Below are 18,434 nucleotides of genomic sequence, written 5' to 3'. Positions count from 1 at the left end.
TTACCAAAAATGTTTCATTTCAAAAAATATAAAAATAAAGAATACTACCAGTATCACAGCAAGGATCAATGTAAGAATCCCTCCGGCGAACTGTATTCCCCTTTTCTTATGGATATTTCTTCTGGATCTGCGAATATCCTGCTCCAGAAGCTTCTGAAAGTCCAGTACAGAACCGTCCTCCTGTTCATCCAGCTGCTGGGTTACTTTATTAACAATAAAATAAGTTTCCAGCTCGTCATAGCAGGAAGGACAATGCTCAATGTGATCCAGAAATTCTTCCAGCTCGTCTGTTTTCAGGGTATGGTTCATATAGCGTGCCACCATGCTTTCTGCGGTACGACAGTCCATCTCAGATATCTGTCCTTTTCTGATCATCTTAATCCCCTCCTGTCTGCTTCTGATATCATACCATAAAAAAAGGTGATTCTCAACGAATTTCGCCGGAATCACCCACTTATATCTTCATTATTTATTGTTGCTCACAGTAACCATTATTCCTCTGTTTCAGATATTGTGGTCTGTGTATTTTCCGGAGAATCATTTGTTTCCACAGCAGGAACAGGAGCGTTCAGAATCTGCATAAATTCCTCTCCGGTAATGGTTTCATGCTCATAAAGATACCGGGCCAGCTCATGGAGTTTTCCGATATTGTCCCGGAGGATCTTCAACGCCTTGTCATGCTGAGTCTTTACAAGTTCTACCACTTTTTTGTCAATCAGTGTCTGAGTTTCAAAGGAGCAGGCAAGGGTTGCGTCTCCGCCAAGATACTGATTGCTTACATTCTGCATGGCAACCATGTCAAAATCTTCGCTCATACCAAACTGTGAGATCATTCCTCTTGCAATTTTTGTGGCCTGTTCAATATCATTGGAAGCGCCTGTGGTAATGGACTGGAAAATCAGCTCCTCGGCAGCACGTCCTCCGGTAAATGTAGCAATCTTGTTTTCCAGTTCTTCCTTTGACATCAGGAAATGTTCCTTTTCATCTACCTGCATGGTATATCCCAGGGCTCCTGAAGTACGCGGAATGATTGTGATCTTATGAACGGGTGCAGACTCTGTCTGTTTTGCAGCCACAAGAGCATGACCAATCTCATGATAGGAAACGATCAGTTTTTCCTTGTTGGAAAGCACGCGGTTTTTCTTCTGATATCCGGCGATAACTACCTCAATACTCTCCTCAAAATCTGCCTGTGTGGCAAACTTACGTCCGTCGCGGACTGCCCGGAGAGCTGCCTCATTAACAATATTGGCAAGCTCTGCACCGGAAGCGCCGGCCGCTGCCTTTGCAATCTCGTCAAAGCGAACAGTATCTGAAATTTTAATCTTTTTCGCATGAACCTTAAGGATTTCTTCTCTTCCCTGAAGATCAGGAAGCTCCACCGGAATTCTTCTGTCAAAACGTCCCGGACGGAGAAGAGCCGGGTCAAGAGAGTCCGGTCTGTTGGTTGCAGCCAGAATTACCACACCCTTGGATCCGTCAAATCCATCCATTTCTGTCAGAAGCTGATTAAGAGTCTGCTCACGCTCGTCGTTTCCGCCGGAAAAGCCTGCACCGTCACGTTTCTTACCAATGGTATCAATCTCATCAATAAATACGATACAGGGAGCTTTTTCATTTGCCTGCTTAAACAGATCTCGAACCTTGGCAGCGCCCATACCTACAAACATTTCCACAAACTCAGAACCTGAGATGGAAAAGAACGGAACTTCCGCTTCTCCTGCAACTGCTTTTGCAAGAAGGGTTTTTCCTGTTCCAGGAGGGCCTACAAGAAGAGCACCTTTGGGCATGGATGCACCGATTTCTGTATATTTCTGAGGATTATGCAGATAATCCACGATTTCTGTCAGAAGTTCTTTTGCCTCGTCTTCTCCCGCAACATCAGAAAACTTGATTCCCGTAGAAGATTTTACATATACTTTGGCGTTACTTTTTCCAAAGGACATAGCTCCCCCGGGACCACCATTTCCCATGGAAGACATCATCTTTCTGCTGAGCCAGCGTCCCAGGAAAATAAAAATTCCAATAGGGATCACATAGCTTAAGATCAGAGTAAAGAAAATGGACGGACTTTCCGGAAGTACCTCATCCATTACAACATCCGCTTCCAGCAGACGATTTACAAGATCCGGATCGTCCATTTGGACTGTTTTACAGGTCAGTGTATTTCCTGTTTTCGGAGATTTAACTTCATAGTAAATGTAACCCTCTTCAATAGTCGCCCGGATTACATTTCCCTTTTCCACACTTTTAATAAAAGTGGAATAATCTGTTTTTTCAATACTTCTTTCCTGAATCGCCGGTACAACCAGAATATTCAGAAGAACGATAATGACACCTACAATAATATAATATACATAAAGAGGTCTCTTGGTAGGCGTTTTACCAGGTTTTTTGTCGCCTAAATTCATATATTGTCTATCCTCCATCCCCGTTACATCATACTGAAATCACCTTTCAGTGTTTCCAATATGTGCAAAGTTATTTACCTGATGTAACATACCACCTTTTCCTTCTGATTTCAATGTTCTTCCTGTGAAATATTATTAATTTTTCATAAAAAACAGGCATATTAAATTTTCTTCTTGCAGATTTTCCTGTTTTGTGTTAATATAATTAACGGTTCATGTGCCGCTGTGGCGGAATTGGCAGACGCACTTGACTCAAAATCAAGCGGGTAACACCGTGCCGGTTCGAGTCCGGCCAGCGGCATCTGATAAAAAGAGGAACTGCAGTTCATTTCTGGAATGCAGTTCCTCTTTTTTTACTTTCCCTTCTGCTCTGCAACAGAAATACCGTCAAGCTCCACAACAGCCATCTCAAAATATAAAAATCTTCCCAAAAGCAAAAGAAGACCTGGTTTCTGCCCGGTCTTCCTTTTTCTTTATTTCAGTCTGTCTGCATCTTCAAGAAGCTTTTTGTAAATTGGAAAGCAGTCAAAAGTAGCAAAGTAATCCTTTGCAGTCTCCGCTCTTCTGATCATCTCAAAGCTTCCATCCTCGTGAAGAAGAATTTCTGCTGATTTCAGTTTTCCATTGTAATTATAACCCATTGCAAAACCATGAGCTCCTGTATCATGGATCACAAGAAGATCTCCCTTATCTATCTGAGGCAGATAGCGGTCAATGGCAAATTTGTCATTATTCTCGCAGAGTGATCCCGTCACATCATAAAGATGATCGCAGGGCTGATCCTCCTTGCCCATAACAGTAATATGATGATAGGCTCCGTACATAGCCGGACGCATCAGGTTTACCGCGCAGGCATCCACTCCAATATACTCCTTATGAGTGTGTTTTTCATGGATTGCTTTTGTAACAAGGCAACCATAAGGTCCCATCATAAAGCGACCCAGCTCTGTATAAATAGCCACATCTCCCATTCCTGCCGGAACAAGAACCTCTTCGTACACTTTACGCACGCCCTCTCCGATCACGCGGATATCATTGGGCTTCTGATCCGGGCTGTATGGGATGCCGATACCACCGGAAAGATTAATAAAGCTAATGTGCGCTCCTGTTTCTTTCTGAAGTTTTACCGCAAGCTCAAACATCACTTTTGCAAGCATTGGGTAATATTCATTTGTTACGGTGTTGCTGGCAAGAAACGCATGAATACCAAAATTCTCCGCACCTTTTTCTTTCAGAATTCGGAAAGCCTCAAAAATCTGATCTGTTGTCATTCCATATTTGGAATCTCCGGGATTATCCATAATATCATTACTGATCTTAAACAGACCTCCCGGATTGTAACGGCAGCTGATTGTTTTTGGAATTCTTCCTGTAGCACGTTCCACAGCCTCAATGTGAGTGATATCATCCAGATTGATGATTCCTCCAATTTCATCCGCATAACGGAATTCTTCTTCCGGCGTGTCATTGGAAGAAAACATGATATCGCCTTCTTTGCAGCCAAGGGCTTTTGCCATCATAAGCTCTGTCATAGAAGAGCAGTCGCAGCCGCAGCCATACTCCTGAAGAATCTGGATCAGATATGGATTTGGAGTTGCCTTTACTGCAAAAAACTCCTTAAATCCTTTATTCCACGCAAAGGCCTCTTTCAGAGCTTTTGCATTTTCGCGAATCCCTTTTTCATCATAAAGATGAAACGGTGTCGGAAACTGTTCTTCGATTTCTTTTAATTTTTCCAGCGTAACAAATGGTCTTTTTTTCATAATAACTAGCTCCTCATCTGTCTCTTAAATATCTCCTCGTTTGTCTACTTCACATGCTGGTGAGTAAACAGATGATCCTGACAGTATTCATAGTTTCCATTACATTTGGAACAGAATCGGAATTCAAGATTCGGATCATCTAATTCTGTACGTCCGCAGACAGCACATTTATGTTTTGCAGTGCTTCCTGTAGAAGGATTTACACGACTCTGAGCCATGGCTTTCTGAAATTCTCTCCGTCGTTTTACCTCTTTTGGATTATACCGGCTGCCGCTGAGAGCAGTAAAGAAAAACAGGACAAAATTCAGGAAGGAAGCAATAATCGGCACAGTCATGACCCATGCTCCCACTCTGACATAAGTGATAATGTTATACAGAATAATCGCTCCATATACCCAGCCCATCCATTTCATCTTGATAGGAATCACAAACCACAGAAGAATCTGCATATTCGGATAACAGGCCGCATAGGCAAGAAATACGGACATGCTGACATAATAAGTGGTAAATACTCCGCCTACCAGGTACATTCTGCCTGTGACAAAATAAGTCAGAAATGCAGCTACAAGTATAAATAAAAGTCCTGAAAAAATATACAGGTTATAACGGAACGTTCCCCAGGTACGCTCCAGTGAAGATCCTATTGGATAATAGAAGAAGAAAATGGAAATTGCAAACAACAGAAAGTTTCCGGTCTGCGGCGGGTAGATCACCCAGGTTACAAGTCTCCATATCTGTCCTTTTAGAATCATGGCCGGTTCCAGGCTGAGCATACTCATCATACCGGGATTTATATACAGCAAAAGATATCCCAGCACATAACAGATCACCATATACATGGTAAGATTCGGGATTCCGTACCTTCCATACTTCCGTTCCAGCTTGTCAATCCAATTCATAAACTCACTCAATCTCCTTTTTTATTCATTGACCGCGCTTTAAAAATATTTCTTTTTTGACAGCACAATTGCGGCGATCACACTGAGTGCTATGGATATCAGAATAACGATTAGGAAGCCCCACTGAGTACCGGAAAACGGCATTCCGGCCGCATTCAGGTTCATACCGTAGGCGCTGAAAATAATCGTAGGGATACTCATTACAATTGTGATGACAGATAATATCTTCATCACATCGTTCAGGTTGTTTGAAATAACCGAGGCAAAGGCGTCCATCATGCTTCTCAAAATACCGCTGTAAATATTGGCCATCTCGATCGCCTGAGTATTTTCGATGATAACGTCCTCAAGAAGCTCTGTATCCTCCGGATATTTCTTAATACTTTCCACTTTGATCAGTTTCTCCAGCACTGCTTCATTAGAGCGCAGAGAAGTGGTAAAATACACCAGTGATTTTTCTAGCTCCAGAAGTTCGATCAGTTCCTGATTTCTTGGAGAAAGATGAAGTTTTTCCTCCACCTGTTCACTTTTTTTATCTATAATACGCAGATAACGCAGGTACATACTTGCATTGCGGTACAATATCTGCAGGATAAAGCGTGTTTTCATATAGGTGAAAAAATTTCTGACACGTCCTTCCATAAATCTTGTGAGAACCTGTGTATCCTCCAGACAAATGGTAAAGATCATTTTATCTGTTACTATAATACCGAGAGGGATGGTGCCATACCAGTCCTTATCATTTCTCTCCTCGATCATAGGCACATCAACCAGAATCAGTGTGTAATCATCTTCCACTTCAATACGGGAACGCTCTTCCTCATCCAGAGGGGCTCTGAGATCGTCTACCTCAATCTGAAACTGCTCCGAAATCTCAAAAATCTCCGTTGCTGTAGGATTCGTAAGAGCGATCCAGCAGCCGTCCTGCGGTTCCTGTATCTCATGGATAGCACCTTCAGATGTCCGAAACATTCTAATCACGATTCTATTCCCCTTTCCACTCTCTTTTTTCTTTCAGGTTCTGTAACCTGAAAGTCCCTCATACATAAAAATACAATTTACATTATAAGTTGTGAAAGGTTCTTTGTCAATTCATAAGACTTTTCATTTACAGGAAATTTACAATTTGAAAAACATCTGAATTTCGCATATAAGAAAATACATTTTTGTCCCTACTGGAAACTTGTTCTCACATTATCTTTATGATATAATTAATTCCAGAAATCCGGCAGCAAGGCTGCTCTCATCATATCAGCAGACCATACCTCTGACGGGATAGAGTATGCGTTACTGATATGATACAACATCTCCGTATGGCAGTCCCGGCAGGGAAAAGCCATACATAAAAACAGGAGGCAACAAAATGGAAAATAAAAAATATGTGGCGTATGTTGGAACCTATACTCATGGCTCCAGCAAAGGAATTCAGGTTTATGACGTAGATGTGGAAAACGGAACTCTCACAGAGCGGAGTGAAGTTCAGGTAAGTAACTCCTCCCATACAGCCATCTCCAAAAACGGACTTTTTCTTTATTCTATTGAAGACGAGGGAGTTGCTGTTTTCAAGCGCGACAGAAACGGCGATCTGGAGCGAATCAACAGTGTGGATATTGACGGAATGAGAGGCTGCTTTCTTTCTACAGACGTGGACGGCAAATATCTTTATGTGGCAGGATACCATGACGGAAAGGTAACTGTAGTACATACTCATCAGGACGGCCGTCTTGGCAGTCTTATGGATGGAGTTTTTCACAAAGGTCTGGGCAGTGTGGCTGAACGAAATTTCCGTCCCCATGTAAATTGTGTTCGTCCCACCCCTGACAACAAATATCTCTGTGCAGTAGATAATGGAATCGATCAGGTAAAAATCTACCGTATCAACAAAAGACGTCATAAGCTGGAACTTGTGGATATCCTTCGCTGCCCCAGAGAAAGCGGTCCAAGAATCATCCGTTTCAGCGCAGATGGACGATTTGCATATATTCTTTTTGAGCTGAGCAATGAAATTAAAGTCTACAGCTACGACGGCAGCGGTCTGACTCCGGAATTTGAACTTCTTCAGAGTGTTTCCACTTTAAGCAAGGAACATGATCAGGATTCTTTCCACAATGCCGCTTCAGGACTTGCGCTGGCACCTGACGGAAAGCATCTTTTCTGTACAACTGCAGGAGAAAATACAGTTTCCATGTACGAAATCGATCCGGAAACAGGGCTTCTGGAAAAGAAATTCACCCTCCCTATCAGCGGTGATTATCCCAAAGACCTGGTAATCTTCCCGGACAACCGCCATATTGCCATTGCCAATCACGCAAGCAATAGCATCACTGTATTTACGGTCGATTACGAAAAAAATATCATTGTCATGAACGACAGACCTCATAAAATCGAAACTCCTAACAGTATTCATATCTGGGCAGTTCCAGAAGAACAGTAAAAAACAGTCACTTATCCCCGTTTGCTTCTGCAGACGGGGATATTCTATGTCCAAACTCTCTCTTAACCTCTCATAAATATCCAGTTTCTCTTTTTGGAATTCCGGCAAAAACAAAACTGACAAAAAGAAAAAGCAGCTTTTCCATTACTATCTACCTCTCCCCTGACCCCAAAGTCATTTTCATCATAAAACCACAACAAAAAGACCCTGATCTGCAAAGATTCTTCTCCAAAAGAATAATCTCTGCAAGATCAAGGTCTTTATCTTATACTGCCGGATTTGGCAGCGATTTATTACTTCGTTTGGACACACAATGCAGAATCGCTTCTTACATTGCCACAGGATTCTTTCCCGGAAAACACCTGACGGAAACCGGCAGAATGTTTCAGAAAATCATCCCGTGTATATACAGGATAAAGCCTTTATCCCGGATATGGGTTTTGCCCCAAAACAGGATATATGGCTTTGCCCCGTGACAAATTTATCTTACGCGTTCTTCTCAGCGATTGCTGCCTGAGCTGCTGCCAGACGAGCGATCGGTACACGGAACGGTGAGCAGGATACATAGTTAAGACCGATCTTATGGCAGAACTCTACGGAAGATGGATCTCCGCCGTGCTCACCACAGATACCTACATGAAGGTTCGGGTTAACCGGTTTTCCAAGTTTGATAGACATTTCCATAAGCTTGCCAACGCCAACCTGATCCAGTTTTGCAAATGGATCGTTCTCAAAGATCTTAGCGTCATAGTAAGCGTCAAGGAACTTACCAGCATCATCACGAGAGAATCCGTATGTCATCTGTGTAAGGTCGTTTGTACCGAAGCAGAAGAAGTCAGCTTCTTTAGCGATCTCGTCTGCAGTAAGAGCTGCTCTCGGGATCTCGATCATTGTACCAACTTCGTATTTCAGGTCAACGCCTGCTGCTGCGATCTCAGCGTCTGCTGTCTCAACAACAAATTTCTTAACATATTTCAGCTCTTTGATATCGCCTACAAGCGGAATCATGATCTCTGGGCAAACGTTCCAGTCAGCGTGTGCTTTCTTCACGTTGATAGCTGCACGGATAACTGCTTTTGTCTGCATCTTAGCGATTTCCGGATAAGTAACCGCAAGACGGCATCCACGATGACCCATCATCGGGTTGAACTCATGGAGAGAATCAATGATAGTCTTGATCTGCTCAACAGTTTTGCCCTGAGCATCAGCAAGTTTCTTGATATCTTCCTCTGTAGTAGGAACGAACTCATGAAGCGGCGGATCCAGGAAACGGATAGTAACCGGGTTTCCTTCCAGAGCCTCATACAGCTTCTCGAAGTCTCCCTGCTGCTCCGGAAGGATCTTCTCAAGAGCTGCTTCTCTTTCTTCTACTGTCTCAGAGCAGATCATCTCACGGAAAGCGTCGATTCTGTCGCCTTCGAAGAACATATGCTCTGTACGGCAAAGACCAATACCTTCTGCGCCAAGCTCACGAGCTTTTTTAGCGTCAGCCGGAGTATCAGCGTTTGTACGAACCTTGAGTGTTCTGTATTTGTCAGCCCATCCCATGATTCTTCCGAACTCACCAGCGATTGTAGCGTCTACAGTCGGGATGATTCCGTCGTAGATGTTACCTGTAGAACCATCGAGGGAGATGCTGTCTCCTTCATGGAACTCTTTGCCAGCAAGTGTAAATTTCTTATTCTCTTCATCCATAGCGATCTCGCCGCATCCGGATACACAGCAGGTACCCATACCACGAGCAACAACTGCTGCGTGAGATGTCATACCACCACGAACTGTCAGGATACCCTGAGCAGATTTCATACCAGTGATATCTTCCGGAGAAGTCTCAAGACGAACAAGAACAACTTTTTCGCCTCTTGCAGCCCACTCTACAGCATCATCAGCTGTGAATACGATTTTACCGCAAGCAGCTCCCGGAGAAGCGCCAAGTGCTTTTGCCATTGGTGTAGCAACTTTAAGAGCCTGAGCATCGAACTGCGGATGAAGCAGTGTATCAAGGTTACGAGGATCGATCATTGCTACAGCTTCTTCTTCTGTTCTCATTCCCTCGTCAACAAGGTCACAAGCGATCTTCAGAGCAGCCTGAGCAGTTCTCTTACCGTTACGTGTCTGAAGCATATACAGTTTACCATGCTCTACAGTAAACTCCATATCCTGCATATCTCTGTAGTGTTTCTCAAGAGTATTGCATACAGTCTTGAACTCTACGAATGCTTCCGGGAATTTCTCTTCCATCTCGGAGATGTGCATTGGTGTACGAACACCGGCAACAACGTCCTCACCCTGAGCATTTGTAAGGAACTCACCGAACAGACCATTCTCACCTGTAGCTGGGTCACGTGTGAAGGCAACACCTGTACCACAGTCATCACCCATGTTACCGAATGCCATCATCTGTACGTTTACAGCAGTACCCCAGGAATATGGGATATCGTTGTCACGACGGTATACGTTTGCTCTCGGGTTGTCCCAGGAACGGAATACAGCTTTGATAGCTCCCATTAACTGCTCCTTCGGATCAGACGGGAAATCAGCACCGATTTTTTCTTTATATTCAGCTTTGAACTGATTAGCAAGAGTTTCGAGATCCTCAGCAGTAAGCTCAACGTCCTGAGTTACGCCCTTCTCTTCTTTCATTTTGTCGATCAGCTCTTCAAAATATTTTTTGCCTACTTCCATAACTACGTCAGAGTACATCTGGATGAATCTTCTGTAGCAGTCCCAAGCCCAACGTGGGTTGTTGGATTTTTCAGCTAAAGTATGAACAACTTCTTCATTTAAACCAAGGTTCAGGATAGTATCCATCATACCCGGCATGGATGCTCTTGCACCAGAACGAACGGAAACAAGCAGAGGATTTTCTTTGTCACCGAATTTCTTTCCGGTAACTCCTTCCATTTTGGTGATCGCTTCCATGATCTGAGCCATGATCTCGTCATTGATCTGTCTGCCGTCTTCATAGTACTGTGTGCAGGCTTCTGTTGTGATTGTGAAGCCCTGCGGTACAGGAAGACCCAGGCTTGTCATTTCAGCAAGGTTGGCACCTTTACCACCCAGAAGGTTTCTCATAGTAGCGTTACCTTCTGTAAACATGTAAACCCATTTTGCCATTTTACATTTTCCTCCTAAATTTTTGTTCTTTAAACATAAAAATATGTTTTTATACGCACATAGTTATTGTATAGATTTCTCCCCGAATAGTCAAGGTCAAACTCAAAAAAAGGGGGAAAAACTGTAATTTCCCCCTTTGCACTCATATAATATCAACGTTTTTTCTTTAAATTCAGTACAAGATGTCTCGGAAGACCATTCACCATAATCGGCTGATAATCCCCCTGGATCAACGGTTTTATATAGTCAATAAAATCTTCTGTCACATAAGAACCATCTCTTGTCATCCAGTTTCTCGGAACCAGTTTTTCCTCATTTGCAATGCGGTGTACATCATAGATACCTGTCTTTGCCATGTATGGGTCATCGGAAACACGGTCAATTACGACCATTTTGCCGGTATCTCCTTCATCTGCTGCTTTAACAGCTGCCCCTCCTACCATAAACGCCTCGTCAATATCTGTACGGGAAGCCATATGGGATGCACTTCTCTGAAGAGTAGAAAATTCCACGGCTCTTGTTTTGCAGCCGCATTCTCCTGCCAGGAAATTTGCCAGATAGGCGGCAGTTCCCTGAAGCTGCTTATGTCCAAAATTATCCACATAATCACTGGAGCTTCCCAGTTCGCACACATAGCGTCCGTCAGCCAGTTTGATCCCCTCAGACACTGCAATAACAATAGAATCTTTTTTCACAAGAAGATCTTTAACCTTTGTAAGGAACTTTTCCATGTTAAAAGGGATTTCCGGAAGGTAAATAAGATCCGGTCCTTCGCAGTCCTCTGTTTTTGCAAGAGCAGCCGCTCCGGTAAGCCACCCAGCATTTCGTCCCATGATTTCCATAATAGTAATCATTTTTTTCTTATAGGTCAGACCCTCTGCATCTCGGATCACCTCTTTTGTGGAAGCGCCTATGTATTTTGCCGCACTTCCAAATCCCGGCGTATGATCTGTGAGAGCAAGGTCATTGTCAATTGTTTTCGGGACACCGATAAATTTCTGCTTCTGTCCGGTCAGGATCGCGTAATCCGACAATTTTTTAATGGTGTCCATGGAATCATTGCCGCCGATATAAATAAACGTATCAATACTCAGCTTATTCAAAATTCCAAAAAGCTTTTCATAAATTTCTCTGTCTTCATGTATTTCCGGAAGCTTGTAACGGCAGGAACCAAGAAAAGCAGACGGAGTTCTCTTCAGAAGCTCAATATCCAGTTCCGAGTGAATCTGTGTAGACAAATCCACATACTGTTCATCCAGCAGTCCCTGTACCCCATGGAGCATTCCGTATACCTTGTCAAAGCCTCGCTCAATGGCATTTTTATAAACTCCTGCCAGACTGGAATTAATAACAGAGGTTGGTCCTCCTGACTGTCCTACAATAATATTTCTTTTTTTTGCCATATTCTGTTCCTCCTGTGCAACAACCTATAATTGTTAATTTTAACAATATATACTCAATTCGTCAAGTTCATATTATATATTTTGCATATAATATTATTTTATTTCAAATCATATATTGTCAAAATGTACAGTTTCACAAATAAAAGCAATCTGCAAAACAGAATTACATACATGATGTAAATACCGATTCTTGTTCCTCTACATACCTTTTTCTTTTATCTTTTGCCACAGCGTCTTCACTCTGTCCAGCGACTGCTGTTCTCCTTTTGCAATCAAATACACCATCATAGATATATCGCCATTTTTATCATATCTCCGAAATGCCTGTCTGTACTTGGATGGATCCACTACAAGAATCGGCAGCAAACCCGCATTAATAAGCTACTGGTTTAAAAGTAGACGTCCGGTTCTCCCGTTTCCATCAGCTCATGTCAAGTATGGGACAAAATATTTTTTACTTTTTTTCCTTCCTCATTTTATATTTTACACCATATTTTTCAAAATACATTTTTCTAAGTTCTTTATCTTTCATGACATCTTTCGCTATATTCCACGTCAATTCTGATTGAATTTGCTTATTATTTTTATCTATTTGGGGAAAACATTCCTTGATTACGTCAACGTTGCCGGCCCAAATCGCCTCATTTATTTTGCGATGCAACTCGTCTTCTTCCGTTTCTTCCATTTGCTCTAATTCTTCTGGATGTTCTGCATAATATTCTGCTTCTGCCTCCATTCTCTCCATCATTTTCTCTGCATATTCTTCCGAATTCATATATACTTCATAGTAATATATATCATCCAGATTATTCTTAATCCAATTATTTTCATAATTTATTTTGCTTGCCATATCTGGAAATACTTTTAATATGCGATTCATTAACACCATCATTCCATGAAGCAATTGTATGCTTAAAGTATATTTCTCCTGCTCTGATATAGAATTTTCTGAAATCTTAGAAAGATAACCTCTACATGCATTTACTATATCAAACCTTTTTAATTTTTCGTACTCCTCACGTGAAATCAAATTTTCATATAACAAACTATCTAAAGGTAAACCTCTGAATTGACTTATGAATTCCCTATAATACACATCTGAAATACAAAGCATATCATTGAGTTGTTTCTTTTTCTCCTCACCTATACCATTCAAATCATACGCCTTTAGTTTATTTAAAAAATTCGATAGCTCCTCTGTTTTTTCCATTGGCAGGAATAAATATCCCGACATTTCTTCTCTAATCCGATACTCATTAATCTTCAAAGCAATATGTATATAGAGGGATCTAACTGCATTATACAAAGGATTTAAAAGCATATTTTTGTATTTAGACAGTTTATTCTTTTCAACCTTTCTATTAATAGCATCAATATATAAAGATACTAATGCTGATGTTACAATACCTGTTCCTAAACCTACACAAATATTCTTAGCATCAGCATCACTTATCCAATGAGAGGATATCAGAATTACTATGCCAATAACAATCATAACTATAATCGCTGTATACAACCAATTAAGCTTTGCTGAAAATTCACAAATAGAATTCTTGAATTTTTTTCTCATATATTTAAATTTTCTTTTCATAAATCTCCTATTTTTATATAATCTTTGGTTCAAATTTCAACTATTCATTTTCTATCGGAACATAATCAAAAGCACATATAATTCTGCTCCTTTGAACCACATCTCCTCTAGCAGAACAATTTCCTTTTGCACATCCCTCTATTGGTTGAAAGTTTTTACAAGAAATACATTTCCTTCGTTCTTTTTTCATTCCGTGTCCATCACATCTAATCATCTCATATCCCACAATATATTTCTGTAATTCTTCCTCAAATACTGTCTTCTTTAAGACATCACCATTTTCATTTCTTAATTCAAAGTGAATCTCTTTTCCATTAATATCCGATTTCAAACCTATGTTATTGTTTAATAGCCCTTCTTCATTTAATTCATCAATCTCTTCACAACTAAGATTTTCAATAAATTCTAATATATCACTCATTATTGTAACAGATAAGCCATATTCACCAGAACCATATTCATAAAATATATTTCCGAAATAATTCCCTTCTTTCAGTGTTATCGCCACTACATAATCCCTGGATTTATAATCATCTGATAAATCATGATACATTTTATTTTTCTCCTTGTACTGATATTTGTATTGATTTTCCTCTCGGTATCTTTCATTTCTAATTTTATCAATAGCAATTTCTCTTTGGAATTTTTCATCCATTGCATTGATGCCATTTTGTTTAAGTTTTTCTACCATTTCACTTCCATAAAACTCATAGAATTCCTCTTTATATTTTTTCAGTGCATCAAGTTCTGTAGATAAGAACTTATCAAAAAATCTCTCTGGAATATGTAATCTGCTTGAAAACGGTTTCTTTCTCTTAGCTATTGTTCCCCGACATCTGGCATATCCAATTACCCCTATAGATACATCTAACACCCCAGCCAGTTCCCATGGTGTTAATCCATAAATCCTTTCAATGGCATCATAAATGTTGATTTCAATTCCTACCCCATCTCCATCCTTTTGTAAAAAATCCAAGAATTGTCTATAATTTATTTGACATCTGTCGTATGGTTCTTTAATATACCATGGAGCATTTTGAGTGATTTCTGAAAAATACTCCAATGATGCGCCCCATGCGTCACATCCTTTATCTTCTGGTACTATTTCGCCACTGTATTCACATTTACTATTATCTGTATTTTCTCTACAAAAACCAAATTCACAAGTTTTGCATGTCATACATAATTTCATCCTTCTCACCTCCGGCTATCATCCCATATTATTCAACCACACATTCACAAAACACATCAAAATTCTCAAACATTATCTCCACCCTGTCAACCTTCTTCTCCGTATGATAATGCCCGCAATACCACTTCTGATATTCCAGCCTATCTTCAATCCCATCCAACCACACTTCCGTAGACTTATCCACTTTGCTCTGGTCACCCCCCGTCAGGAACACTTCCACCGGCTCATATTTCAATGGTGTGGTATGACTCAGCACTACATCCACTTTCCATCCCAGCTTATCCAACTGAGCTTCCACATACTGCTTTATTTCCTCTGACGGCTGTTCATCTTCCCACCAGCCATATCCGTAAATCAGCCGGAACATCTTATCAATACTGTATGCTCCGCCCATGACAATAGCCTGCTTCCCATCCAGCTCAAACACTTCCCCATCTTTCGCAAAGAGCAGATGCGGGTATTCTTCTTCATAATAAACCTTACCGCCATGCCAGCTTTTTTCTTTATAGCTGTCTATCGTATAAGGTCTCTGCTCATGATTCCCATGAATGCAGAAAAGTGTAATCGGCAGGGATTCCAGAAATCTTTTCTTTAAACTATCCTGTTTCTGTCCGCTGAAATTTATCCCTGCATCTCCAAGTATAATTAATATATCTTCACGGCTGGTCTTCTGCCGTTCACAAAATTCCTCAATTCGCCCAAATTGTCCGTGGGTATCACCCGTTATGTATATCATATCCAATTCCTTTCCGGATGCCCGCCCTCGGACGGACACCCTTATTATACCATATCATGACCGGATATTTTCAAAAATCTTCTCATAAATATCCTGATTTTTCCACGTCACTTCCAGCCTGTCTTCCCCCATTACCTTTGCACTGGAAATCAGGGAAGCAATCACACTTTTATCAAAAGTTTCCAGTCCGGCATATTCACAGATATGGAAAGCCTCCTCAAACTCACGGCTCCCCATATCCTCTGCAACTGCATTTTCCTCTGCCTCTTCCATAAGACTGGTAAGTTCTTCTTTCCTTGCATCCAGAGTCTTTTTCTTCTCCAGAAATGCTTCCCTTGTAAGCTTTCCTTCCCGATACTTTTCGTAATCCGAAATTTTCCCTGCATCCAGTTTCTTCATTTCCGATTTCAGAAGTTCCACATCCATTCCCGGTTTTTCTTTCCGTTTCTTCTGCTTCTCTTTCAGAATCTTCTCCGCATCTATCAGCAGTTCTGCCTGATTCCTTACCAGTTCCAGAAGTGTGGCCTCTGCCACTTTCTTCCGAATCCTCACATTCCGGCACTGACTTTCTTTGTGATGCCTCCCTGTCGGGCATATCATGTAATTATTCTCCGTCTTTCCGGGACGCAGCCGAAGCCCGCAGTATGGACAGATTATGACGGAATAATGAATAATATATATATCCCCCATTTGAAATGGGGGCCGAGGCAAAGCCGTAGCGTTACCTAGAGTATAAAAAAACTCCTATGCTATAATGATATTGGTTTCGCAGGTCATATCAAAAGCATAGGAGGTATCCAAATGGATAATCAAAGTATACAACATACGAGATGGAATTGCACGTACCATATAGCCCTGCCAGCATTTTCTCAAACCGCTCCTCGAAGCTGCCGCCATCTTTTGTAAAGGCCACTTTTACTGCAACAGAACCCACCCGGAAACAGTATGGATTCTTCACTTTATCCATAAAATCCCGTATTCTTTCTTCCACAGGAAGTTCCTTATCCACCGTAATCTCACGAATATCTACAAGGCTCTCTTTTTCAGCCTTTGTTACATCCACCTTTCTCATTGCTTCCAATTCCTGCAATGTCATAATCTGCCTCCTGGTCTTTTCTGGATTCATACCTCTGAACCGGTATGTATGCCGGAGAAAACTCCGGCTGTAACTGACAGATGATCAAACATTGTAGATTCCTTACACCCTCACCGCATAATCCAACGCAATCCATCCATTGCGTTCCTTCTGATAGGATTTCAGCAGCCCCCACTTGGAAGCACCTTTCCCCTCCGCTTCTTCCACAATGGTAAATACACCCACTCCCGTGAACTGCCCTGTTCTTGCATGATCCGTTCCGGGGCCCTTTCGAATGTTCAAATCTGGAATATTAACCTTTACCATATAGGAAGACATTTCCGGCAGCTTCTCCATGAACTGCACATACTCTTTTCCCGTGGTGATATACAGCCCAGATTTCAGCTTGTACCACTGTCCGTCTGCACTGATTCCTACCACCGTGTAAATACCGTCAAATACCACCTGGTCTACGTTACCCCCCATACATGGTGCTGTCCGTACATTCAGTCCGTCTTTCCCTTTATAGAACACCTTCACAAACCCGGAAAGCGGCTTGACAGGCTGCTCTGGCTTCTCCTCGTTCCCAGACGAATTTCCTGCATCCCCAATGATATTCTTCAAAATCGTAAGAATCTTTGCACCATATCCAGCTCCTGCCGCCCAGCCTTTCCCCTGCGGATTTTCCTGAATCCCCAGCCATTCCACATAAGGGGCAGAATCTCTTGTAACATATCTGAAACGTGGATCGATATTCTCATTCTTCAAACCATCCTCACAGGCATAGGCTTTTAAGTGCTGAACCTGACACCGGATTCCCATCTGCGGTGTTTCAAAGGACAGCCCTTTCATGCCATTCTGTGTCACACCCATCCCGGCAAAATTATTCTGTTCCAACATGACCGCACTCTGGCTGAACCCAAAGTTTCCCGTTTCCAGACAGGACTGGGCAAAAGAAATATCCCCTCTCACACCTTCTGCCTCTCCCTCGGAAAGATACAGCGGAATCATATCCAATACGGACTGTTCCACGGACAGATTTTTCTTCCTGATATACGCCCGCATCTGCTCTACAGTCGCCACGGATTTTCCCATAATCTTCGTATAAGAGGAGGTGTCTGAACCATTCCCGGAATCCGCACCACCGTTCATCTTTGCTTTGATATCCTTACGAAACTGTGCCATCGTCAGTCCAAATCGGTTCCAGATATGCTCCACATCCCCGCGATTACTGGCAATCCCTCTTTTACATCCCTCACTGTGGCTGATGATCACACCATCCGCTAATGGATTCAGCTTATACTGTTTACAAAGATAGGCAAACAGTTCCACTGCATACTTGTAGGTCGCAAGCACATGCTTCTTTGTATTGCTCCCATCCCCGGTCTCCGTCCAGTTCGCTCCGCCTGTATAACGGATGGTAGACGGCTCCGTCAGTTCCACTCCGATATGAGTGTTGTTCCCGACACCGCCGCAGTGCCAGCCTCTGTGGTTCCACGGCAGAATCTGATACACATCCCCGTCCGGTTCCACAATGGCATGGACACAGGCATTTGCCCCACTCTTATTCCAGTTATTCATAAATGCAGATGCCTTCGGCTGCGGACAGCCAACGGAATGAATCATCAGTCCTTTCACTGTAATTTTTCTTCCAGACTGGTAACAGTCAGACTTCGTAAGATAATTCTGAATCAGCTTCATATTCCCTGACCTCTCTTTCTGATTTTGACGTTGAAAAAGAATCCTGCCACTGCAGGATTCTACGCCTGCGGCGGGTCACATCAGTGACATGATTCCGCACCGCCGCAGTGCG

The 18,434-nt window shown here is 42.0% G+C and carries 14 protein-coding genes and 1 tRNA gene; 2 read left to right on the top strand and 13 right to left on the bottom strand.

The window, feature by feature from the left end; all coding sequences use genetic code 11:
• Positions 1–375: an anti-sigma factor family protein gene (locus tag LU279_RS06895; protein ID WP_274421815.1), complete on the bottom strand. Its 375-nt coding sequence runs from the start codon at positions 373–375 to the stop codon at positions 1–3.
• A gap of 116 nt (positions 376–491) precedes the next feature.
• Complete coding sequence (gene ftsH, locus LU279_RS06890) at positions 492–2,411, bottom strand: ATP-dependent zinc metalloprotease FtsH (RefSeq protein WP_274421814.1); 1,920 nt, start codon at positions 2,409–2,411, stop codon at positions 492–494.
• Between the two features lie 219 nt (positions 2,412–2,630).
• Between ftsH and LU279_RS06885 the strand changes: the two genes are divergently transcribed.
• Positions 2,631–2,712 (top strand) — tRNA-Leu (locus tag LU279_RS06885).
• Between the two features lie 172 nt (positions 2,713–2,884).
• On the opposite strand, the gene LU279_RS06880 is transcribed toward LU279_RS06885, so the two are convergent.
• From LU279_RS06880 to LU279_RS06870, 3 genes are read right to left on the bottom strand one after another with little or no spacing between them, the layout of a single operon-like run.
• Positions 2,885–4,174 (bottom strand): diaminopimelate decarboxylase, encoded by a 1,290-nt coding sequence (locus LU279_RS06880; RefSeq protein WP_274421812.1) that lies wholly within the window; start codon positions 4,172–4,174, stop codon positions 2,885–2,887.
• A gap of 44 nt (positions 4,175–4,218) precedes the next feature.
• Positions 4,219–5,073, bottom strand: a complete 855-nt coding sequence (locus LU279_RS06875; RefSeq protein ID WP_274421811.1) for a hypothetical protein — start codon at positions 5,071–5,073, stop codon at positions 4,219–4,221.
• A 39-nt stretch (positions 5,074–5,112) separates the two neighbouring features.
• Positions 5,113–6,054, bottom strand: coding sequence for a magnesium transporter CorA family protein (locus tag LU279_RS06870; RefSeq protein ID WP_171026638.1), 942 nt, complete (start codon positions 6,052–6,054; stop codon positions 5,113–5,115).
• 382 nt (positions 6,055–6,436) lie between these two features.
• Here LU279_RS06870 and LU279_RS06865 point away from each other — a divergent pair, with 382 nt between their 5' ends.
• Positions 6,437–7,507 carry a lactonase family protein gene (locus tag LU279_RS06865; RefSeq protein ID WP_274421805.1) on the top strand — a complete coding sequence of 357 codons (1,071 nt, stop codon included), beginning with the start codon at positions 6,437–6,439 and terminating at the stop codon, positions 7,505–7,507.
• 486 nt (positions 7,508–7,993) lie between these two features.
• Here the strand turns inward: LU279_RS06865 and ppdK are convergent, their stop codons facing one another.
• The 8 genes from ppdK to LU279_RS06825 form a co-directional block, all read right to left on the bottom strand.
• Positions 7,994–10,624 carry a pyruvate, phosphate dikinase gene (ppdK, locus tag LU279_RS06860; protein ID WP_274421804.1) on the bottom strand — a complete coding sequence of 877 codons (2,631 nt, stop codon included), beginning with the start codon at positions 10,622–10,624 and terminating at the stop codon, positions 7,994–7,996.
• Positions 10,625–10,776: 152 nt separating this feature from the next.
• The gene (locus tag LU279_RS06855; RefSeq protein ID WP_274421803.1) at positions 10,777–12,027 is read right to left on the bottom strand and encodes a 6-phosphofructokinase; all 1,251 of its coding nucleotides are present in this window, start codon (positions 12,025–12,027) and stop codon (positions 10,777–10,779) included.
• Positions 12,028–12,481: 454 nt separating this feature from the next.
• Positions 12,482–13,618 carry a hypothetical protein gene (locus tag LU279_RS06850; protein WP_274421802.1) on the bottom strand — a complete coding sequence of 379 codons (1,137 nt, stop codon included), beginning with the start codon at positions 13,616–13,618 and terminating at the stop codon, positions 12,482–12,484.
• A gap of 40 nt (positions 13,619–13,658) precedes the next feature.
• Positions 13,659–14,810 carry a hypothetical protein gene (locus LU279_RS06845; RefSeq protein WP_274421801.1) on the bottom strand — a complete coding sequence of 384 codons (1,152 nt, stop codon included), beginning with the start codon at positions 14,808–14,810 and terminating at the stop codon, positions 13,659–13,661.
• 28 nt (positions 14,811–14,838) lie between these two features.
• Positions 14,839–15,546 carry a metallophosphoesterase family protein gene (locus LU279_RS06840; protein ID WP_274421800.1) on the bottom strand — a complete coding sequence of 236 codons (708 nt, stop codon included), beginning with the start codon at positions 15,544–15,546 and terminating at the stop codon, positions 14,839–14,841.
• 54 nt (positions 15,547–15,600) lie between these two features.
• The gene (locus LU279_RS06835) at positions 15,601–16,236 is read right to left on the bottom strand and encodes a zinc ribbon domain-containing protein (protein ID WP_330684584.1); all 636 of its coding nucleotides are present in this window, start codon (positions 16,234–16,236) and stop codon (positions 15,601–15,603) included.
• Positions 16,237–16,324: 88 nt separating this feature from the next.
• Positions 16,325–16,642 carry a DUF6870 family protein gene (locus tag LU279_RS06830; protein WP_274421797.1) on the bottom strand — a complete coding sequence of 106 codons (318 nt, stop codon included), beginning with the start codon at positions 16,640–16,642 and terminating at the stop codon, positions 16,325–16,327.
• Between the two features lie 102 nt (positions 16,643–16,744).
• Positions 16,745–18,322: an N-acetylmuramoyl-L-alanine amidase gene (locus LU279_RS06825; protein ID WP_274421796.1), complete on the bottom strand. Its 1,578-nt coding sequence runs from the start codon at positions 18,320–18,322 to the stop codon at positions 16,745–16,747.
• Positions 18,323–18,434 lie beyond the last annotated feature (112 nt).

It is taken from the genome of Blautia sp. XA-2221 (assembly GCF_028767025.1).
GTDB lineage: Bacteria > Bacillota > Clostridia > Lachnospirales > Lachnospiraceae > Blautia_A.
This window is presented reverse-complemented; position numbering and strand designations above follow the sequence as displayed.